This is a genomic window from Listeria monocytogenes, assembly GCF_900187225.1.
In the GTDB taxonomy this organism is placed as follows: domain Bacteria; phylum Bacillota; class Bacilli; order Lactobacillales; family Listeriaceae; genus Listeria; species Listeria monocytogenes.
The window spans coordinates 303,996-324,617 of record NZ_LT906436.1; the positions used below are offsets into that span (position 1 = coordinate 303,996).

Sequence of the window (20,622 nt, forward strand, 5' to 3'; positions counted from 1 at the left end):
TAAAACAACTCCCTAGAATGCAGGTACTACAGACCCATTAAATTCTTTTTCAATAAATGCTTTTACTTCATCTGAATGGTAATATTTTTCTAAAGTTTTTACGACTTCATCGTCTTTGTTGGCACTACGAACAACGAAAACATTTGGATATGGATTGTCTTTTGTAGGTTCGTGGTAAATGGCATCTTTATTAATAGAAAGTCCAGCGCCCATTGCAAAGTTAGTATTGATAGCTGCGGCTGCGACTTCATCTAATTGTGCAGGGATTTGAGAAGCTTCAAGTTCAACGATTTCAAGGTCAAGCGGGTTTTCAGCAATGTCTTTTTTCGTTGCTTTTTCTTCCACGCCATCTTTTAATTTAATAACGCCAGCATCTTCAAATAGTTTTAAACCACGGTATTCGTTACTTGGATCGTTTGGAACGGCAATTTTGTCGCCTTTTTTAAGATTTTTTAAGTCTTTAATATCGTTGGAGTAAATACCCATTGGGAAAGCTACTGTTTTAAAAGCAACATCTAATTTGTAGCCTTTATCTTTCTTTTGTTGCTCTAAAAATGGGATTGTTTGGTAGTTATTCGCATCCAAATCACCATCGTTTAAAGCTGTATTTGGTGTATTATAATCATCAAATGTTTTGATTTTGATTTCAAGACCGTCTTTTTTCGCTAATTTTTGAACTTCTTCAGCGATTTGTTGGTGAGGTCCTGCAGTTGTTCCAATGGTGATTTTTTCTGTGCTCAAGGCTTTATCGTCACTGCCTCCTCCACATGCTGCTAATCCTAAAACAAGGCTTGATGCAAGTAAAATTCCTAACCCTTTTGTTAATTTTTTCATCTTTTTTCCTCCCTAGTATGTTGTGTGATTATCCAGATTTATTCATGAAAGCAATAAAAAAACTTCTCTATTTTAGAATAGAGAAGTGGAAAGTCGAACATATCCAGCTCCTCTTATCTACCAAAACGGAATACACCATTTTGCTGGAATTAGCACCTTCACTTTACGCTTAAATAAAGTTAGGTTGCCGGGCTTCATCGGGCCAGTCCCTCTGCCGCTCTCGATAAGAGAAAATATTTTAGAAAAACCTGTTAGTTAAAAATATACGCATATTAGCTTAATTTGTCAATGCTTTTTTAAGTTTAAAAAAAATCATACTGGACAAATACTTCAGAAAACTTTACTATTTTAATCAATGAAACTTGAAAAGGACGGGTGCCAAATGAAAATTTCCAAACGCTTGCAAAATTTACCAGATCAGTTTTTTTCTAGCCTTGTTGAAAAAGTTGGAAAAAAGGTGGCAGAAGGGCATGATGTCATTAACTTAGGACAAGGAAACCCAGACCAGCCAACACCCAAACATATTGTGGAAGCGATGAAAACAGCTTCAGAAAAACCACTTAACCACAAATATTCTTTGTTTCGTGGAAAACAGGAGCTTAAACAAGCCGCGGCTGATTTTTATGCGCGTGAATATAATGTAACGATTGATCCAAACACAGAAGTAGCCATTTTATTTGGGACAAAAACTGGTTTGGTGGAGTTGCCGATGTGTTTAATGGACCCAGGTGATACGATGCTTTTACCTGATCCGGGCTACCCTGATTATTTGTCAGGAGTAGTGTTAGGTGAAGTTCAATTTGAAAAAATGCCGCTTATTGCCGCAAATAATTTTTTACCAGATTTCACTAAAATTCCAGAAGACATAGCCGAAAAAACTGAATTAATGTATTTAAATTACCCTAATAATCCAACTGGCGCAGTAGCAACGGCAGATTTCTTTGAAGATACAGTCGCTTTTGCCAAGAATCATAATATCGTTGTTGCGCACGATTTCGCATATGGAGGTATTGGCTTTGACGGTAAAAAACCAATTAGTTTTTTAGAAACGAACGGTGCGAAAGAAGTTGGAATTGAACTTTATACACTTTCGAAAACGTATAATATGGCTGGGTGGCGCGTTGGTTTTGCAGTGGGGAACAGCGAAGTTATCGAAGCAATTAATCTTATTCAAGATCATATGTATGTAAGTCTTTTTCCAGGAATTCAAGATGCTGCAATAGAAGCTTTAACAGGAGATCAGACTTGTGTGCGAGAATTAACTGCACGGTATGAAAATCGTAGGGATGCCTTTATTTCTGCTTGTAGGGAGATCGGTTGGGAGGCAGTTGCGCCGGCTGGTTCGTTCTTTGCTTGGATGCCAGTCCCTGAAGACTTTACAAGTAGCGAATTTGCTGATTATCTGCTAGAAGAGGTGAGTGTTGCCGTTGCGGATGGTAGTGGTTTTGGGGAGTTTGGTGAAGGTTACGTCCGCGTAGGTCTTTTAATGGATGAAGAGCGCTTGGAAGAAGCAGTAACGCGAGTTTCCAAATTGCATTTGTTCGATAAAGTTACACAGCAGTAGCCAATTTATCCAATTTTAAGAGAAAATCGCTTGTAATAATTCAGATAATTAATGGGATGTGTTATAATTGGATAGTAAGTCTATTCTTAGCATGTTGTTTTATGAAGGCAGGCCAGAATTTAAAGTATTTAGTGAGATTTTTACGCATTAAATAAAAAGTATCTGTCCCGGTTAAAGCCGGCGAAATCCAGGAATGAGAGGACTGTAAAAAAATGGCAGAAAAGAAAATTCTTGTAGTAGATGACGAAAAACCGATTGCGGATATAGTTAAGTTTAATCTAAATAAAGAAGGCTTTGATGTATATTGCGCCTATGATGGCGATGAAGCGTTAGAACTTGTAGAAGAAGTTCAGCCAGATTTGATTTTACTGGATATTATGCTTCCAGGTCGTGATGGTATTGAGGTATGTCGTGAAGTTCGTAAAAAATATGATATGCCAATAATTATGGTAACAGCGAAAGACTCCGAAATTGATAAAGTTATCGGACTGGAACTTGGTGCGGATGACTATGTAACGAAGCCATTCAGTAACCGTGAATTAATCGCTCGTGTGAAAGCCAACTTGCGCCGTCACAGCCAAGTAAGCTCAAGCACAGCCGAGGAAGAAGAAAACAGCGAACTAGAAATCGGTTCTCTTATTATTCATCCAGACGCATATGTGGCCTCTAAACGTGGAGAAACAATCGAACTTACGCATCGTGAATTCGAATTACTACACTATTTAGCAAAACATATGGGACAAGTTATGACACGGGAACATTTACTCCAAACTGTTTGGGGCTACGACTACTTCGGCGATGTTCGTACGGTGGATGTTACCGTTCGTCGTTTACGTGAAAAAATTGAAGATAATCCAAGTCACCCAGCATGGTTAGTAACTAGACGCGGAGTTGGTTATTATTTACGCAATCCTGAACAAGAATAAATAACAAGAAGTGGTTTCCGAAGTGAAAAAAATTCGGTGACCACTTTTTTTGGGTATTTTCGCTTACTTAGTTACTATTTTTATAAATAAATCGACCCAATTAACAGGGAAAACAATACGTCTACCCCATAACATATGGTATACTAATTTAAATATATTACCCCGAATAGGAGTAGAACGACTTATGCATAAAATGAGATTTTTTCAGTCCGTACAATTTAAGTTAGTTATTATGTATTTGCTACTAATTATCGTTGCAATGCAAGTAATCGGCGCGTATTTTGTACGTGAACTGGAAGGACAACTGGAGAAAAATTTTCAAGATTCTATTACAAATAGTATTACCTTGCTGGATTATAATGCTAGAGAAGAAATTATTAAAAATAGCGACAACTCCGTCAAGTTACAAAATGATATTAGAGAACTCTTAGTCGACTATTCGCGTGCAAGCAGCAACTTAATCGAAGTAAGAATAGTAGATGACAAAGGAAAAATTCTCGGAACATCGAATTTAAATAACCAAGGAATTGTTGGCCAAAAAAGCAACGATCCACTTGTAAAACGAACATTATCACTTGGAACGACTTCCGAGGACAAAATCTATAAAGATGAATCAAATAAAAATAACCGCGTTTGGGTGAATGTATCCTCCATCAAAAATAAAGGCCAAGTGATAGGGGCTATTTATCTTGTCGCTGATATTGAAAGCGTATATAAACAGGTAGATGATATTACCAATATTTTCATCACAGGTACTTTGATTGCGATGATTATTACAGCCGTCCTTGGAATTCTATTATCGCGAACCATTACTAAACCGATTGTCGAAATGAAACGTCAAGCTTATGCGATGGCTCGCGGGAACTATAGCCGCAAAGTTAAAGTATATGGTGTCGATGAAATTGGGGAACTGGCCGATTCTTTTAATACGTTAACGAAACGAGTCCAAGAAGCCCAAGCAATGACTGAAGGGGAACGACGCAAATTATCTTCAGTACTCGCATATATGACAGATGGCGTAATTGCAACCGACCGCCGCGGGAAAGTAATTCTCATTAATACGCCCGCAGAAAAAATGCTCCGCGTGAAACATGAAAGTGCGAATGGACGCTCGATTATTGATGTTTTAGACATCGGGGACACGTACCAGTTCGAAGATTTAATGGAAGTGGATGGTTCGTTAACAATGGACCGTAGTACTCTCGACAAACCTTACGTGCTTCGTGCCAATTTCTCGGTTATTCAAAGAGAAACTGGCTTTAACAATGGGGTTATCGCGGTACTTCACGATATTACAGATCAAGAAAAAGTGGACCAAGAACGTCGCGACTTCGTATCCAATGTATCACATGAACTAAGAACCCCACTTACCAGTATGCATAGCTATTTAGAAGCATTAAGCGATGGCGCGTGGGAAGATAAAGAAATCGCTCCACGTTTCCTTGAAGTAACGCAAAATGAGACCGAGCGAATGATTCGTCTCGTTAATGACCTGCTCAAACTTTCCAGAATGGACGGCGGCAGGGAACAACTAGAAAAAAGTTTCGTGAACTTTACAGACTTCTTTAACCATATTATTGACCGTTTTGAAATGATGAAAAAAGAAACAATCATGTTCAAACGCCATATTCCAAGAGAACCAGTCATCATCGAAATTGATGAAGATAAAGTAATGCAAGTGCTTGATAATATTATTTCTAACGCCAATAAATATTCACCAGATGGTGGCCGCATTTCGTTCTATCTGAAAAAATTTGAAGATGAAATTGAAGTGAGCATTGCCGATGAAGGTTTAGGCGTACCAGACGAAGATTTAGCAAATGTATTCGACCGATTCTTCCGCGTAGACAAAGCGCGCTCGCGAGAAATGGGAGGAACAGGGTTAGGACTCGCTATTGCTCGAGAAGTTATCGAAGCACATGGCGGTCGAATTTGGGCCGAACGTAATAAGAATAAAGGAACCATAATTAAATTCACCCTGCCATACAGTGACTTACCGGAGGATGATTGGGAATGATGAAAAAAACAGGATTTCGCTCATTTATACTAACCATTTTAGTCGTACTCAGTATTGTCCTAAGCTACTTTATTTGGAAGGGACAACCTGATTACGAAGCAATTAACGTAAAAGAAGTTGAAAAAACAACCATTGACAAGACAATGACAACCTCGCAAGTATTCAAACCATACAAACTAGCTGTAAACGCAAATGAAAATAATTACCAAAGTTTAGATGCTGATTTATTAAACGAACTAATGGCGCAAGGTAAAGCCTTTAGTTTCTCGGAAGTAGTATTAGCTAGTAAAAAAAGTAGTGAAGACTATGAGAAATTAATCCATAAAAATGGAACTATCGAGATTATTTTCCCCAATAATATTCCGTTCTCTATCTTTGCTCAAATTTTTCAAGTAGAAGGGGAAGGGCTTGAGTCAGCGTTCTTTAATCGAATTGTTTTTGATATTAACAAAACGGATACAGGGCTACATTCGGTTTATTTCACAAATGACGATCAAGAAAATATTTACCAAAGTTCTTTGCAAAATAAAGACATTGATAAAATCGAAAAAATTGTTAAAAAGAATGAAAGCAAGCTGACTCAAAATGATAAGCTAATTTCAAACAAACGCAATCTTTTCCTAAGCTCTGAAAAAACGAAACTAAATCGCAAAAAATATATCATCGATTCGCTTGAAATTAATTTATTCACGTCCGCACTATTCCAAGATTCTGGTACTGTTAAAAGTGAAGGAAACACATACACAGATGGTTCAAGTGTCATTGAAATGGATACAGATAATAAAGTATTAGAGTATGTAAATCCATCACAAGAACGTACTAATCCAGAAGACCTCAGCAGTGTTAAACGAGCTGGACTTATTCAAGATAGTTTTAACTTTGTGAACGACCATGCTGGCTGGACTGGTGACGGCGCTTACTATTTCACAGGTTATGCCGCGGAAAGTGCGACGACTAATTTCAGTTTATTCATCGATAATTTACAAGTGTACAATGAGAATGGTATGGCGGATATTTCTGTAACAGAAGGACTTGAAGCTGTTTATAAGTACATGAGGCCATTTTTCCGTTTAGATACAGATGTTCCGGGAGAGAAAAAAGAAGTTACGTTACCATCATCTTATTCTGTCTATAGTGCTCTTGCCCAAAATCCTAACGTTAAAGCAGAAGAAATTGAAGATATTGTTCCTGGTTATCATATGACTAGGAGCGAATCTTCAGGCATGAATCGTCTTGTGACATTAGAGCCGACATGGCTGTATAAGTATCATGACAAATGGTTCATCTTCCAACCAGACGCAGAAAAGGCGGGTGAATAAAAATGGATTGGCGTAAAACACAAATGATTTTTATTGTGACTCTCCTCATTCTTAACGTCTTTTTAGCAGTAATATTTTTCAACAAGCAACTATCAGATGACCCAGATACACTCGGAAATGAAACGCTAGAAGAACGATTAAAAGCAGATAATATCTCTCATCCTGATTTATCGACCAAACCTACTAGCGGCTCTATCTTCACTACAGAGCGAGCAGCTTTTACAACAAAAGATGTGAGCGATCTTACAGGGCAAGCCATTACGCTTAAAGATAACAATAAACAAATCTATTCTGTCCTACAAACTCCAGTAAAAGCTGGCAAAAAAGGTAGTAACCCAGAATTTCAAAAATTTATGGAATCGGATGTTTATCGCGGGGAATCCTATCAATTTTGGAATTATGACAAAGATGCTCGGACGCTTACTTTTAATCAATTAATTAATAATAATATGGTTCTATTTGATGAAGCGGGACAAATTACTTTTTATTTAGATCAAGATGACCGAGTGATCTCATACGAGCAAACTTGGATGTCCAAGCAAGATGATTTAAAAGATAAAACCAATTTAATGTCCGCAACAGATGCATTAGAAGCGGTATATCAGCACGGAGAATTGAAGCAAGACAGCGACGTGGTTTCTGCAACATTTGGCTATTACACGACAGTACAGCTACCCTCTGGAAATGTATACTTCCCCGTTTGGTGTTTTGAAGTAAAACATTCGGGCGAAACTAACTACGTCCTCGTAAATGCCAAAGACGAACAAGTAATTAATCAATCAGAAAACAAATCAACAACTGAACCTGGTGCAGAATTATCAAGCCGCCAAAAAGCTAAATAAAAAATGAGTCAACCTAATTATTATGAAAAATTAGGTTGGCTTTTTCAAACGATAGGGCATGCAATTTTGCCGAATTAGCGTTACAATGAAAGATATATAAGCCTTTAGGGGGATTAAAAATGTTCGCAAATAAAATTTTAACGGAAAAAGATACGGACCAAATCCGATTTAGTATATTAGCCAGTGGAAGCTCAGGGAATGCCACACTTGTCGAAACCGGAGACCAAAAAATTCTGATCGATTGTGGTTTGAGTGGAAAGAAAATGGAAGGACTATTCGCGCAAGTTGGTCGTGATATGAACGATTTAGACGCGATTCTAATTACTCACGAACATTCAGATCATATTAAAGGTCTTGGTGTGCTTGCTCGTAAATACAAACTCCCTATTTATGCTAACGCGAAAACGTGGAAAGCCATGGATAATATGATTGGCGAAGTCTCTTCAGATCAAAAATTCCAATTTGATATGGAAACAGTAAAAACCTTTGGTAGTATGCAAGTGGAATCTTTTGGAGTCTCTCATGATGCAATTGAGCCGATGTTTTACATATTTCATAAAGGGAATAAAAAATTTGTAATGATAACGGACACTGGTTATGTAAGCGACCGAATGAAAGGTCATATTGCGGGGGCTGATGCTTATCTTTTTGAAAGTAATCATGATGTAGAAATGCTTCGAATGGGACGCTATCCGTGGAATGTGAAACGCAGAATTCTAGGTGATGAAGGTCACGTGAGCAATGAGGACGCTGCAATAGCAATGAGTGAAGTTATTACCGATCAAACAAAACGAATTTATTTGGGACACCTTAGTAAAGACAACAATATGAAAGAACTTGCGAGAATGAGCGTAACACAAACACTTATGGCAGAAGGTATTGATGTTGGGGGCAAACTAGAAATTTTTGACACAGACCCTGATAATGCTACATCTATCTTTACTATTTAAGTTTCACCGTTTTTTTAAAGCTTTTTCATCGTTTTTTCATATTTGGGGTTTATTATGGAAGTATATAAATGCGAAATTTGCAGAGAGGAAGGAAGACATGGACGAGAAAGAAAAGAATTTAAATGAAAACAGCGAGAATGAAAGCACGCCGAAAAGAGAGGTCGAGGATACTTTACATACACCGGAGAGCGCGCAACCAGTCCAAGAAACTCCTATTGTAGAAGGCGTGACCCCAGAAGGGGAGAAATTTGCCGGAGCGACAGAAGATGCAGCCGAGGCGAGTTCTACAAATGCATTTTTTGAAGAAGCAAGTAATAAAGAATCAGAACCTGCTAGACCGGCTCCAGGGCCAAGACGCGCTGGTACAACTGGTGGCGGGGCAGTCCCACCTACTAATAGAGTGAATAATGGCGGAAGTGGTAACGGGAATGGTGAACCACCGAAACGCGGCAAACACTTTATTGGTTACTTTTTAACAGCACTTATTGGTGTTATTATCGGAGGACTTATTATTTTCTTTGTCGCTTGGGATAATGGCGATAACGCAGATACAACTTCAAACTCAAATAATAAAGCTACCAAAGTAGAAAAAGTTTCGGTAGATACAACATCAGATGTAACAAAAGCAGTAGACAAAGTGCAAGATGCGGTGGTCAGTGTACTAAATTACCAATCATCTTCATCCCTTGATGGAACAACGACTTCTGAACAAGAAGCTTCATCAGGATCTGGTGTTATTTATAAAAAGGCAAATGGAAAAGCCTACATCGTAACAAATAATCACGTTGTTGCTGATGCAAATAAATTAGAAGTAACTTTTACAAACGGTAAAAAATCCGAAGCAAAATTACTCGGAACAGACGAATGGAACGATTTAGCTGTTCTTGAAATTGATGATAAAAATGTTACTACAGTCGCTGCATTCGGCGATTCAGATTCATTAAAACTTGGTGAACCAGCAATTGCAATTGGTAGCCCACTAGGAACGGAATTTTCCGGTTCTGTAACACAAGGTATTATTTCTGGTCTAAACCGTGCAGTACCAGTTGATACAAATGGCGACGGAACAGAAGACTGGGAAGCAGATGTTATCCAAACAGATGCAGCAATCAATCCAGGTAACAGTGGTGGAGCTTTAATTAACATTGAAGGCCAAGTAATCGGTATCAACTCAATGAAAATTTCGATGGAAAACGTAGAAGGTATTAGCTTTGCAATTCCAAGTAACACAGTAGAACCAATCATCGAACAACTAGAAACAAAAGGCGAAGTAGAACGTCCATCTCTAGGTGTATCCTTACGTGACGTTGATACAATTCCAGAAACACAACAAAAAAATATCTTGAAATTACCTGATAGCGTAGATTACGGCGCAATGGTACAACAAGTAGTATCCGGTTCTGCAGCAGACAAAGCAGGCTTGAAACAATACGATGTTATTGTTGAACTAAACGGCCAAAAAGTAACAAACTCCATGACATTACGCAAAATTCTATACGGTAACGACGTGAAAATTGGCGATAAAGTCAAAGTAAAATACTATCGTGACGGTAAAGAAAAATCCACAGATATTAAATTAGAAGCAGCAAAAACAACTACATGATAACAAAAAGCCATTCTCTTGAAAAAGAGGGTGGCTTTTTTCTGTGGAAAACTTGTGGATAGCGATTTTTTTCGGATATAGATATGGTAGAGAACAAGAATTCTCCTACTAAATATAGAACTAGTTTGTGGATATGTGGATAACTTCTGTGGATAACCTGTGTGTAAGCAGTGAATATCTTGTGGAAAAGAACAATTTTGATAATTTAATCAATAAACACAGATTTATTTTTGAAAAAAACACATTTTTTGCGAAAATATAGGTCAAAAAAGAAAAATGTGGATAGAAAGCCATTTATCCACATTTTTACTTTTTATAAGCTGGATATGTGACAAGGAAAATAACTTTACATAGAAATTCGATTCGCGAGATTGATTGTAGGAGAAGGGGTTCCGCTGTTTGGTGGAGTTTAAGTTTTGAATAGTTAGAGGACGATTTTACCTGTGGATAAGCTGTGGATAGTGAAATTTGGCTATCATATATATTGTGGAGAATATACGTTCGGACACAAAATAGAGAAGCAGCTTGTGGATATGTGGATAATTTTTGGGGATAACTTGTGTATAAGGGCGGGATAACCTGTGGAATAACTTTTTATGGAAAGCTGCTATTATTTTATTTTGACTAGTGCAATGAGGGATTTTTGATGTATGATAAAAGTATTAAAAAAGATAAGGGTGGCATAAATGAATATCCAAATTGTAACGGTCGGGAAATTAAAAGAAAAATATTTAGTACAAGGAATCGCCGAATATTTAAAACGACTTAGCGCCTACGCGAAAGTGACGATTGTTGAAGTTCCGGATGAAAAAGCCCCGGAAGTATTGAGTGACGCGGAAATGAAGCAAGTGAAGGATAAAGAGGGTGTGCGGATTTTAGCGAAGATTCCGGATGATGCCCATGTGATAGCGCTGGCGATTGATGGGAAAATGAAGTCGAGCGAGGAATTTGCGGCGGATTTGGATAAGCTGGCGACGTATGGTAAAAGTAAGGTGACGTTTGTGATTGGTGGATCGCTGGGGCTTAGTGAGGCAGTGTTGAAGCGGAGTAATGAGCGGATTTCGTTTGGTAGGTTGACGTTGCCGCACCAGTTGATGAGATTGGTGCTGGTGGAGCAGGTTTATCGGGCGTTTCGGATTGTTCGTGGGGAGCCTTATCATAAGTAGGGGTGTTTTTTTGCTTATTAACAAAAAGTATAGAAAATAGATATGCTCTTTGGTAAAAATTAAATAGACACAAAGTTAATGACTTGTTAAAAAAAGAGCGAACAGCATGTCGATTAATAGTAATTCTACTATTGCCAGTGGGATTTCAGCCTCATTTAGTCAATCAGCTAGTGCATTAAATAGAATATCCGTTTCTGTCAGCTCTAGACAAATCAATGTGGCTGGTAATAGCATTGCGATTGAAAATTTTTCAATCTCTCAATCTAGTCTAAAAGGTGTCTCTAACTGACGTAATGACCTCTAGTGGGAAGTTGATGTTGCAGTTTCTTGTCAGCTTTAGTGAATTTGAGCGAAATCAAATTTCAGAAAATGTTCAAATGACTATGACCTAATTGGTACGAGATCAAAAGCGCTATGCAGGGGGATGACGATTTGGTTATGTTAGTGTTGTTGATAATGATGGAAAAATTACTCATTGAGCCTAAAGAAGCGGAACTAGTTCAGTTGATTTATTCAAAATACTTGAGTGGTCAATGGTATCGTTCGATTGCAAATGAATTAAATAAAAGGGGCTATCAGCCTATTAAAGGCACCCTTTTTTCAACTACTACCATTAAAGATATTTTGCATAATAAAATCTATGCTGGGTATTTAAAATATGCTCATTACGTTGATTGGCATACGAAACGAAGAAAAGGGAAAAACTCCCACCCGATTATTGTAAAAGGAGACCACGAACCAATTATTGATGAACATACCTATCAGGCGGTTCAGGAGCGTTTGGAATTAGAGAGTAGGCACCCAAATTGTAATCATACAGGCGAAAATGCTCTGACAGGATTACTTCGATGTCCAGAATGTGAGCACCAATGGCAGCAAATAATGTGATCAATCGACTAAAGGATGGAACCAAAAAACGTATTCGGTATTATTCCTGTTTTCAATTTCGAAATAAAGGAGCGAGTGTTTGCCATGCGAATTCAATCCGAGCAGATCAAGCAGAACAGTTTGTGGCTGAAAGGTTGAAGGAAACCGTTCAACACCCACAAATTATAAAAGAAGTTAATTCAAGCACTTAATCAGGAAATGGAGGAGCAGCGCCTCCCATTGTCGGAAGAGCTAAAGGTTATACAGGCTCAAAAACAAGAAACAATCGTAAAAAATGAGAAATTAACGTTATTGTTAGAAGAAAACCCAGAATTGTTAGACTCGTTAAAAGAACGTTTAGAAGAACTGCATACATTACTACGAGAAAAACAGATTCGAGAAAATGAGCTCTTAACCATTTTAAGTTATCAAGGTAAGAAAATAGAGGTAGACAACGTGACTGACATTGTTATTGACATTGATAAACTAGTAAGCAATCAAGAAAAGCAACAGATAAAACAGCTATACAGAACGTTTATTCAAAAGATTAACTTTACGCCAGATACTAAAGACCGCTTACAATTGACGATGTATTTTGACCAATCCATTATTGATCAACTTAACAAGCATTATAGAGAAACCGTATCCCATTCAGAGGATACGGTTCTTTTTGCCTTAACAACAACCTTTCGATTCAACTGTATAGGAGCAATGATGAATCGCATTAAATGTGATCGTCCTCGTAACAATCCCCTAACGGTTCATAATCGCTAGGGGAACTGTTATGGAGTTGCGTAACGAAGTAAGCATAACGTTATCAGCATACTAAATAGAAAAAATACAATGATAAATTACTGAAGAAGTCTTGATATTTTTGTAGAGAAGTATTTTATCTAAATATTAATTTATCAAACTATTCTATTGTTGCTAGTTCGTTCATCAAGACAAGTAATAGCCAATCACGTAGGTCAGATAAGTATTGGTTATTACGAGTATTGAAGGATACCTGTTCCATCATCGGTTTCACAATAGAGTTAAATTCTGTTAGTATTTCTTTGGAAGGAAGGTATATTTCTTTATCTTTAACTAATGCTTTCTGTAGGTGTTTTAACCCGGTACCTTGAAAGAATTTCTGATTTAATTCAGGTCTTATTGCATCAAGGAATAGATAGAGATAGTCTGTAAAATCATTTTTAGCTGAAATGCACCATGTATCAGTGGAATATGCGGCTTTACCAATATAGAATTTGACATCGGCATTTCCACCAGTATTAAGATAAATATTTCTATCTTTGACAAGATAATTATCCCATTCATAAATTGTTTCACCACTTGTAAAAAATGGATAATCGCCGCGAGCCTCTCTTGCTTCACCAACTTGGATGTTGGACTTACTGTTTTCCAGAAGTATATCTGAAATCTTTGCATTCTCATGTTTTCCAAAAAAAGAATGCATGTAAATTGCCTTAGCCATGTCTAATAAATTAGTATTTATCTTTGTATTGATTCTAATTTTATATTCAACCGATGAAATAGTTGATAAAATCTTTTGTTGAGTAGATAAATCTGGAAATTTAATAGGAACATTTTTTAATATTTCAGTATTCAAATTTGGCATATTTGAACCGACAGCATTTAAGACTAGCCATTTTTTCACGAAAGGTGTACTTAAAATCAAAGAAATAAATTCTGGTAAAACATGTTCGCTTGTGAATCGTACGAGAAAACATCCAGTTCCGCAGAGTTCACCTTCCTCAGATTCTGTGATAAATGCATGTTTTTCAACATCACCTCGACGAGCAAAAACAATATCGTTTTTTAATACTTTGTATCGCCTTAGAGTCGTTGCAAACTCCTCAGAAATGTAAGAAATCTTCTCATAATTAACTTGTCTAGAACCTATATTTTGAGGCATTATAACTGCAACTCCAGAGTCAACATAATCTGACTTGTGAAGTTGGGTTCCGAATGGGCCAGTGATTATTTTTGCTACCTCACCTAGAGAAGTAGAAATCCATTTACTCATATTTCACCTTTTTCAATTGTTCTAAAATATCTGTTTGTAGTTTGTTATCCTCTAAAAAAAGAGATTGTAAAGTGCATTGAAATTTCTTCATTTGATTATTAAATTCTTCCTGTGTAAGCTCAACATATTCAATTTTCACATCGAAATATTGGCTGGCAGATAATGAATATTTTTTCTCTTTAATTTCGTTATAAGTAACAGTAACAGAAAAATCATCTCGTGCTTCTTGCATCTGAAAAGCTTGGATAATTTGTTTTTCATCTTCTGAACTTAGTAATGTTTTTTGACTTTTTCCGTCTTTAACTTTAGTTCCTAATTTACTTGCATCAACCAGAACTACTTTAGCATCGTCAGTATTATTAGTTTTGTCAATAAAAATTACACTGACATTTGTACCAGTCGTCGCAAATATGTTAGAAGGCATGCTAACAACCCCCTTTAACCATCTATTATCAATCAAATGTTTCCGGATTTTTTTTTCAATTCCTGATTGAGCTGTAATAAACCCTGTCGGGACGACCACTGCTGCTTTACCTGTATTGTTAAGACTATAGATGATATGTTGTATGAATAACAGATAAATAGCCATCTTATCTTTAGCAGAGTTTGGAATATTAGGAACACCAGCAAAAAATCGCTCAGTAAATTCAGGTAATGTTGTTATTTGTTCTCGCCATTCTGAAAAATCTAGTTTGAAAGGTGGATTAGATACTATATAATCCATTTTCTTATCAGCATGTCTATTTTCAATAATTGTATTACCTTGAACAATATTATTAATTGAATGGCTCAAATTATTTAAAATTAAGTTCAATCTAAGTAAGTTTGATGACTTCTGAGAGATATCTTGAGAATAAATAGATACCTTATCTGTCCCGATTTTACTTGCGACATTCATCAAAAGTGTTCCTGATCCAGCACTTGGATCATATGCTTTAACTGATTTTGGTTCGTCGTCACCGATCAAAATTTCCGACATGATCTTAGCAACTGAATGTGGCGTATAGTATTCGGCATATTTTCCTCCACCATCTTTGTTATAATCTTTAATCATATATTCGAAAATAGTTGAGAAAAAATCGAACCCTTGATCAAAAATGACCTCATCAAATTTAACCAACGCTAGTTTAGCTATGATTTGCTTAGCAACATCATTCCGCATACTACTGTCACGAACGATATCATTGATAAGCCGTTCTTCAAATAAACGAATATCAGAATTTCCAGCGGTATGGACCGAAAAAATCGAATTATTTTCCACAGCGATATCATTCAACGTATCATCAAAAGTTTTAGCAAAGTCATCCTCGTTCTGATGTTTATACAAGTCTTCAATTAAATGGCGTGGATGTAAATGTGCCGCATTAGTTCCTAACTCAAAATCAAGTAACATTGTATATTCGTCTTCACTAAGACTAGCTAATTTTTCATAATCATAATTTGGGTGTAATTTTTTTATTTCAAATAAAAACTTATCATTTAAAAACTTATATAAAAATGACTGTGTAACCAGATTGTATTCACCTGCTTCGCCACCTAATCCTGCATTAGCGGATATTGCTTTTAAGTCATCAACTAATTGCTTAACAATCGTTGTGTATGATTCATTCATTAGTTACAGTGCTCCTTCAAATTCATTAATATATTCTTTTGTCGCTAGACTAGATATCTTTACTAAAATTTGTGGTGAAACATTTATTTTACCGTTCAGATTACGCCATGTTTCACCAACAATTTCTTTGGTTTTGCTTTCAAAAAATTTGTCATTATCAAGGATGTTTTCGTTATTAACGATAACTTTATCAATACCTTCTTTTGCTCCTTTCAAAACATTGTATAATCCTATATTGTCACTAGGTTTTCTTAAGTTAAGACGTTTTGCAACACGAGCATATTTATGATCACCAGAAAAGTTAGCTGCAAGTTGCCTATTTTTACGATTCAATTCACCAATTTGACGAAGTATTTTCTTATATTCTTCATCCATTGTTTTGATAAACTGCCAATCATTATTTTCAGACATATTTTGCTTCATCATAATCCGCTTGAATTCTTCTAAAAGTGAGATATATTCGGGGTCCTTTTTATCCCAATTTTCTTTTAGACCACTGGCTACCTTCTTTTTCGTTTCTTGCAAGTCGTTAGCGGCCAACTGAAGTTCGGCTTCACCGGTTTTCACAAAGATGAAATCAGCATCATCCATTACCAAATTTAATAACTCTTCACCAGAAGTATCATCTGCATTTTCTAGCTGATTTAGAGTAGAAATTCGTTGTATCAACATAGTTAGCATTTTAGATACTAGTGTTAAGTCAATTCTCTGTAGTATTTCATTGTGCCCTAATAGACGAGCTAGTTGAAAATTATCTTTAATAGTTATCAATGCCATGCGTAATTCATTCAACGTTTTACGATCAGTAATATCCGATATGGTTTGACTAAAAACCTCCAAATTGTCGGTAGGGTAGTCAATCAACACGCTATCCGCCTCATCTAATTTTTGGTTGATTTCATCGGTTGATACGAATAGACTTCCGAAAATATTTTTAGCATCTTCTCCAGTAATACCTGTGTCGTATTCCCTTGTTAGCTCCTCAAGATATGCTTGATTTGTTTTATCGAATTCATGTGATATATCAGCAAAATCAACGACGTATCCTTGCTTATAATCACGATATGGACGATTGACCCGTGTTAAGGTTTGCAGTAAATTATGAGCTTTAATTTTCCGTCCTAGGTATAGTTTTTTTAGTCGAGGAGCATTAAATCCTGTGAGTAACATAGAATATACAAATAAGAAATCAACACTTCCTGATTTAAATGTCTTAACCTTTCTTTTATTTTCTTCTTGATCGTGTAAGACTAACTCAGCTGTATATCCATAAGTTGCAGCGTATTTTTCATTAAATTGTTTGAATAATTCTTTAGCCTGTTCAGAAGAACTTGCCACGATCATAGCTCCTATAGATTCATCACCCTGAGCAATACGAAACCTTTTAAGGTCGGTTAGGATATATTTAAGCATAGGATCAACAAACTTAGGATGGGCATAGATCATTTTCTTATTTAGAGCCCCTTGTTGAACCTGTATTTCTTGAAGTTTTGAGTGTAATTCTGCTTTATATTGAGTTTCAATATCTTCACGAATCAAACGCAAAGTGAATCCATCTGCAATGGAATCATTGTAATAATACTTATGAATATACTCTCCAAAAATATTACGAGTAGTCTTTAAATCTGCATTTTCAAGAACTTCTTCACCAGAAGAATCAAATTTTTTAGGAGCGATTAGTGGTGTTCCTGTCAGTGCGATTTTAATTGAGTCTTTATCAGCGTTGTAAAGATTAGCTAAGTAAGATCCTTTAGGATTATATGAACGGTGTGCTTCATCAATGAAGTAAATATTTTGTTCACGTAATTCATAACCAGATTTATTGATGAAACTGGTTTCGTTTTTAAATTTTTGTATATTTACTACTGCAACATCATGTGTGAATGGCTGACTCAATTCGTAAGAGGAAGATATTTTCTTCACAGTTAATCCACGCTTCATAAATTCTTCGGCTGCCTGGTCAGCCAAATCTAATCGATCCACAACAAAATAGAAGTGAGGAATAATATCTTTCTTTTGATAAACATCTTTAAGATATCTAATATTGTGATACGCTAGTGCAGTTTTACCAGATCCTTGAGTATGCCAAATAACGCCCTTCTTAATCCCTTCTTCTAATTTATTTTCAATGGCTTTAGTTGCAAAAAATTGAGGATAACGCATCACATGTTTTTGGATATCTAATGAACCATTAGATTTATCAAATTCGTTAACATAAACTAAACCATATTGGATAAAGAATAAGATTCGCTCTTTCGTTAAAAGTGACGATAAAATTTTATTGGTAGGTGTCGTACTTTCCAAATTAGTTTGGAATTCTCGACTGTTTTTAAGGATTTGTTTGTTCAAGTCTTTTAAAATACAATCAACTTTTATATCATCAAGTGGAGTAACATTAAATACTGAAGCTTCTTGTTCCTTAAAAGAGTTAAACATCAAGTTACTTAAATTAGGTGTTGTATAATATGCCCCTTGTAATTGTCCTAATGTGGAATCATAAGGCATGTTATCACTAAAAATCATTAGTTGAGTGATATTGTTGAAACGACGAAATGCTTTCTTTTTGAGACGAGTTATCGTTCTTTTAGACTCTGACTTAATTCCTGTAAGTCCATCACGTATTACGTTTGGCTGTTTAACTTCTACAAATACGAGGGGTAATCCATTAATAAAAATGGTGATGTCTGGTCGAAATTTTTCATCATCACGTTCATGTTCTACTTCTGCAGCAATTTGCCACACATTTTTATTTGGCTGGATAAAATCAATTAATTTGTGTTCTCCATTTGTAAGCCGCTCATAGAAAGAGCGACCTAAATCATCTTGATCAAGCTCTGATTTTATATTTTTAAATTCATTTTCAAAATCTGCTTCAGGATTAAATCTAGTAAATTGACTCTTGAAAACATCTGTTATAATCCCCGTGTCTTCATCAATATTTAAGTTTTTCAAAGAAAGATACTCATAACTTAAACGTGTTAGATGCGCCATTGCAGGAATCTGAACACGGGTAAGTTCATGAAATTTCTTATTCGCTGTCATAATATAACCCCAATCAAACGTTATTTTCCGAAAATTACTACCATTATTATGATGAATATGTTTTATTTAGTCCTGTTTCAATAGGTTCCATATAAGTCTATTTTAGAGCAAAATGGAACAAAAAGATAGTTTGTTAACATGGATAGATACTAATTGAAAATAAACAATTTCAAAAGCAGATAATTTTTTTCGTGATTATTGTAATAAGACTAAGAAATTGATATTTCATGTTATCAAAATAATATCCAAAATAGGTAGATATATTTTTTAGCAATATTTATGATGCAACATTAGTACATTTATGTTATAACGGTTTTGAAATACTATAAATTATTAAGTGAGGTATGCTGTTATGAATATAACAATGTATACCGAGGAAACAGCTAGCAGTTGGAAATGGTTTTTCAGTCCTGAAACACAAGAAGATATAGAATTTGCTATTCATGTATAGAAGGGGTATGTCGAAAATGATTTACTTTGTTATGTTACTACTGACGTAGGTTTTTTAACCTTTAAAGCAACAAATGGAAAAACTATTAAACGAATGTTTAAAAACAAGTCTGGGTTGCTATGGGTATTTGGCATTAAGATTACAAATGGAATTTATATTACTCTACTACACTATGCTAAATCATTATAAAACTGCTAGCCGACTAGTCGGCCAAGATTGAAATTCATACTTCATTCCAATCTCTATATTTTATAGTCGTTCAAAACAATTATGATATTTGATTTAGGAGATGTAATTTATGACTAGTGAAAAAAATAGTAAGTTTTAAAGATGCTACATTAAGGATCCCCAATTTTAGCATGAGGACTCAGATTAGAATTGCTGGAGAGATTCATAAAGCACGAAGTGATTTAGGCATAAGCCAATCTGATTGTCAAAAATGAGTGGAATTCCTCAAAAAACGATTTCTTGAATTGAAACGGGAGTATCTGTACCAAATTTCAAAACGGTTATTTCGCTTGTTGAGGCACTAAAAAAGGAAGTGGTATTCAACTTGATTTAGGTTAATTGAACCTACTATATTCAAAAAATCATAATTAGGAAAGAACTTGGGACGTAAGTCCCAAACTCTTTTTTAATTCCTAAACTGTTAGTTTTGCTACTGGTTGAAGAATGAAACATATAATGAGGATATTGCTACTATAAAAGAAAGCTGATATTAAGAAGAAGTAATGATTAGAAAAAGGTAATAATGTTTTTCAAGATTATTAGTTAATAAAAAATTCACCAAATATCATTCACTTCCGATACGCAGAGCCTTATCATAAATGAAGTAAATCGGATGAATGCGCTATTTCATCCGATTTTTCTTTTGTTCATAAATTCGCGAGTTTCTATCAGGAAAAGGGTAATCAATATCTAAAGCTTCTCGGGTAATTTGCTGAAATCCTTGTTTTTCATAAAAATAATGCGAGCGTTTTTCATTTTCAGGTGTATCCAAAATAATCCGAGAAAAATCATTCGCGGTGTAGTGTGTATAAAAAACATCAAATAATTGCTGACCAAGACGCACTGGATTCCCTCTGAATTCGGGATAAGTGAAGAATTTTTTTAGAATAGCTGTTTCTTTATCAAATGGTAAGAGTGCAATCGAGCCAACTACTTTATTATCGTGCAGAGCAATCCAAAATTGACCGCCTTGCTTTTGATAATAATCTTCAATTTCAAAAATATCTGCTTGCTCAGCCATTTTAATATCTAGATTTGCTTCGATGTTTTGGCAGTAGTTGATTAAGTCGGTTAGTTCCGCTAAATGTTTTGGATTGTTTGCATAGTGTTTAATTTCCATTAGTTACCCAACTTTCTTTTTATTGTATTAAGTAATATTTGACTTATTTCTTAGT

The 20,622-nt window shown here is 35.7% G+C and carries 16 protein-coding genes and 1 riboswitch; of the genes, 11 read left to right on the forward strand and 5 right to left on the reverse strand.

Features of this window, described 5'->3' with window-relative positions; genetic code table 11:
- Positions 1-12: 12 nt before the first annotated feature.
- Positions 13-834: a MetQ/NlpA family ABC transporter substrate-binding protein gene (locus CKV70_RS01495; protein ID WP_003722905.1), complete on the reverse strand. Its 822-nt coding sequence runs from the start codon at positions 832-834 to the stop codon at positions 13-15.
- Between the two features lie 110 nt (positions 835-944).
- Positions 945-1,064, reverse strand: a riboswitch (SAM riboswitch).
- 152 nt (positions 1,065-1,216) lie between these two features.
- Here CKV70_RS01495 and CKV70_RS01500 point away from each other — a divergent pair.
- The 11 genes from CKV70_RS01500 (at position 1,217) to CKV70_RS14565 (ending at position 12,862) form a co-directional block, all read left to right on the forward strand.
- On the forward strand, positions 1,217-2,398 hold the full coding sequence (locus CKV70_RS01500) for a pyridoxal phosphate-dependent aminotransferase (protein ID WP_014600442.1): 1,182 nt from the start codon (positions 1,217-1,219) through the stop codon (positions 2,396-2,398).
- A 212-nt stretch (positions 2,399-2,610) separates the two neighbouring features.
- Positions 2,611-3,324 carry a response regulator YycF gene (yycF, locus tag CKV70_RS01505; protein WP_003722907.1) on the forward strand — a complete coding sequence of 238 codons (714 nt, stop codon included), beginning with the start codon at positions 2,611-2,613 and terminating at the stop codon, positions 3,322-3,324.
- 184 nt (positions 3,325-3,508) lie between these two features.
- Positions 3,509-5,341 carry a cell wall metabolism sensor histidine kinase WalK gene (walK, locus tag CKV70_RS01510; RefSeq protein WP_003722908.1) on the forward strand — a complete coding sequence of 611 codons (1,833 nt, stop codon included), beginning with the start codon at positions 3,509-3,511 and terminating at the stop codon, positions 5,339-5,341.
- Positions 5,338-6,660, forward strand: coding sequence for a YycH family regulatory protein (locus CKV70_RS01515; protein ID WP_003722909.1), 1,323 nt, complete (start codon positions 5,338-5,340; stop codon positions 6,658-6,660). The genes walK and CKV70_RS01515 overlap by 4 nt, the downstream gene beginning before the upstream one ends.
- Before the next feature lie 2 nt (positions 6,661-6,662).
- The gene (locus CKV70_RS01520; RefSeq protein ID WP_003722910.1) at positions 6,663-7,502 is read left to right on the forward strand and encodes a two-component system regulatory protein YycI; all 840 of its coding nucleotides are present in this window, start codon (positions 6,663-6,665) and stop codon (positions 7,500-7,502) included.
- 119 nt (positions 7,503-7,621) lie between these two features.
- Positions 7,622-8,452 (forward strand): MBL fold metallo-hydrolase, encoded by an 831-nt coding sequence (locus tag CKV70_RS01525; protein WP_003722911.1) that lies wholly within the window; start codon positions 7,622-7,624, stop codon positions 8,450-8,452.
- A 97-nt stretch (positions 8,453-8,549) separates the two neighbouring features.
- A complete protein-coding gene (gene htrA / locus CKV70_RS01530) occupies positions 8,550-10,055 on the forward strand; it encodes a serine protease HtrA (protein ID WP_014930814.1) in 1,506 nt (501 codons plus the stop codon).
- A gap of 686 nt (positions 10,056-10,741) precedes the next feature.
- Entirely contained in the window at positions 10,742-11,221 is a 480-nt protein-coding gene (rlmH, locus tag CKV70_RS01535; protein WP_008946708.1) for a 23S rRNA (pseudouridine(1915)-N(3))-methyltransferase RlmH, read from the forward strand.
- A gap of 456 nt (positions 11,222-11,677) precedes the next feature.
- On the forward strand, positions 11,678-12,109 hold the full coding sequence (locus CKV70_RS14555) for a recombinase family protein (RefSeq protein WP_158423066.1): 432 nt from the start codon (positions 11,678-11,680) through the stop codon (positions 12,107-12,109).
- Positions 12,091-12,300, forward strand: coding sequence for a recombinase zinc beta ribbon domain-containing protein (locus CKV70_RS14650; protein ID WP_014930816.1), 210 nt, complete (start codon positions 12,091-12,093; stop codon positions 12,298-12,300). The genes CKV70_RS14555 and CKV70_RS14650 overlap by 19 nt, the downstream gene beginning before the upstream one ends.
- A gap of 28 nt (positions 12,301-12,328) precedes the next feature.
- The gene (locus CKV70_RS14565) at positions 12,329-12,862 is read left to right on the forward strand and encodes a hypothetical protein (protein ID WP_014930817.1); all 534 of its coding nucleotides are present in this window, start codon (positions 12,329-12,331) and stop codon (positions 12,860-12,862) included.
- A gap of 139 nt (positions 12,863-13,001) precedes the next feature.
- Here CKV70_RS14565 and CKV70_RS01555 read toward each other — a convergent pair whose 3' ends face one another.
- The 4 genes from CKV70_RS01555 to CKV70_RS01570 form a co-directional block, all read right to left on the reverse strand.
- Positions 13,002-14,114, reverse strand: coding sequence for a restriction endonuclease subunit S (locus tag CKV70_RS01555; protein ID WP_014600446.1), 1,113 nt, complete (start codon positions 14,112-14,114; stop codon positions 13,002-13,004).
- On the reverse strand, positions 14,107-15,726 hold the full coding sequence (locus tag CKV70_RS01560; protein WP_014600447.1) for an HsdM family class I SAM-dependent methyltransferase: 1,620 nt from the start codon (positions 15,724-15,726) through the stop codon (positions 14,107-14,109). The genes CKV70_RS01555 and CKV70_RS01560 overlap by 8 nt, the downstream gene beginning before the upstream one ends.
- Positions 15,727-15,729: 3 nt before the next feature.
- Positions 15,730-18,768: a type I restriction endonuclease gene (locus CKV70_RS01565; RefSeq protein WP_014600448.1), complete on the reverse strand. Its 3,039-nt coding sequence runs from the start codon at positions 18,766-18,768 to the stop codon at positions 15,730-15,732.
- A gap of 1,301 nt (positions 18,769-20,069) precedes the next feature.
- On the reverse strand, positions 20,070-20,567 hold the full coding sequence (locus tag CKV70_RS01570) for a GNAT family N-acetyltransferase (protein WP_014600449.1): 498 nt from the start codon (positions 20,565-20,567) through the stop codon (positions 20,070-20,072).
- Positions 20,568-20,622: the final 55 nt, after the last annotated feature.

Excerpts from the sequence above, each read along its gene's own strand:
- rlmH (WP_008946708.1), top strand. The coding sequence starts at position 10,742 with ATGAATATCCAAATTGTAACGGTCGGGAAATTAAAAGAAAAATATTTA.
- CKV70_RS14555 (WP_158423066.1), top strand. The coding sequence starts at position 11,678 with ATGATGGAAAAATTACTCATTGAGCCTAAAGAAGCGGAACTAGTTCAG.
- CKV70_RS01555 (WP_014600446.1), bottom strand. The coding sequence starts at position 14,114 with ATGAGTAAATGGATTTCTACTTCTCTAGGTGAGGTAGCAAAAATAATC.
- htrA (WP_014930814.1), top strand. The coding sequence starts at position 8,550 with ATGGACGAGAAAGAAAAGAATTTAAATGAAAACAGCGAGAATGAAAGC.
- CKV70_RS01515 (WP_003722909.1), top strand. The coding sequence starts at position 5,338 with ATGATGAAAAAAACAGGATTTCGCTCATTTATACTAACCATTTTAGTC.
- CKV70_RS01560 (WP_014600447.1), bottom strand. The coding sequence starts at position 15,726 with ATGAATGAATCATACACAACGATTGTTAAGCAATTAGTTGATGACTTA.
- CKV70_RS14650 (WP_014930816.1), top strand. The coding sequence starts at position 12,091 with ATGGCAGCAAATAATGTGATCAATCGACTAAAGGATGGAACCAAAAAA.
- CKV70_RS01500 (WP_014600442.1), top strand. The coding sequence starts at position 1,217 with ATGAAAATTTCCAAACGCTTGCAAAATTTACCAGATCAGTTTTTTTCT.
- CKV70_RS01570 (WP_014600449.1), bottom strand. The coding sequence starts at position 20,567 with ATGGAAATTAAACACTATGCAAACAATCCAAAACATTTAGCGGAACTA.
- yycF (WP_003722907.1), top strand. The coding sequence starts at position 2,611 with ATGGCAGAAAAGAAAATTCTTGTAGTAGATGACGAAAAACCGATTGCG.
- walK (WP_003722908.1), top strand. The coding sequence starts at position 3,509 with ATGCATAAAATGAGATTTTTTCAGTCCGTACAATTTAAGTTAGTTATT.
- CKV70_RS01525 (WP_003722911.1), top strand. The coding sequence starts at position 7,622 with ATGTTCGCAAATAAAATTTTAACGGAAAAAGATACGGACCAAATCCGA.
- CKV70_RS01520 (WP_003722910.1), top strand. The coding sequence starts at position 6,663 with ATGGATTGGCGTAAAACACAAATGATTTTTATTGTGACTCTCCTCATT.
- CKV70_RS01495 (WP_003722905.1), bottom strand. The coding sequence starts at position 834 with ATGAAAAAATTAACAAAAGGGTTAGGAATTTTACTTGCATCAAGCCTT.
- CKV70_RS01565 (WP_014600448.1), bottom strand. The coding sequence starts at position 18,768 with ATGACAGCGAATAAGAAATTTCATGAACTTACCCGTGTTCAGATTCCT.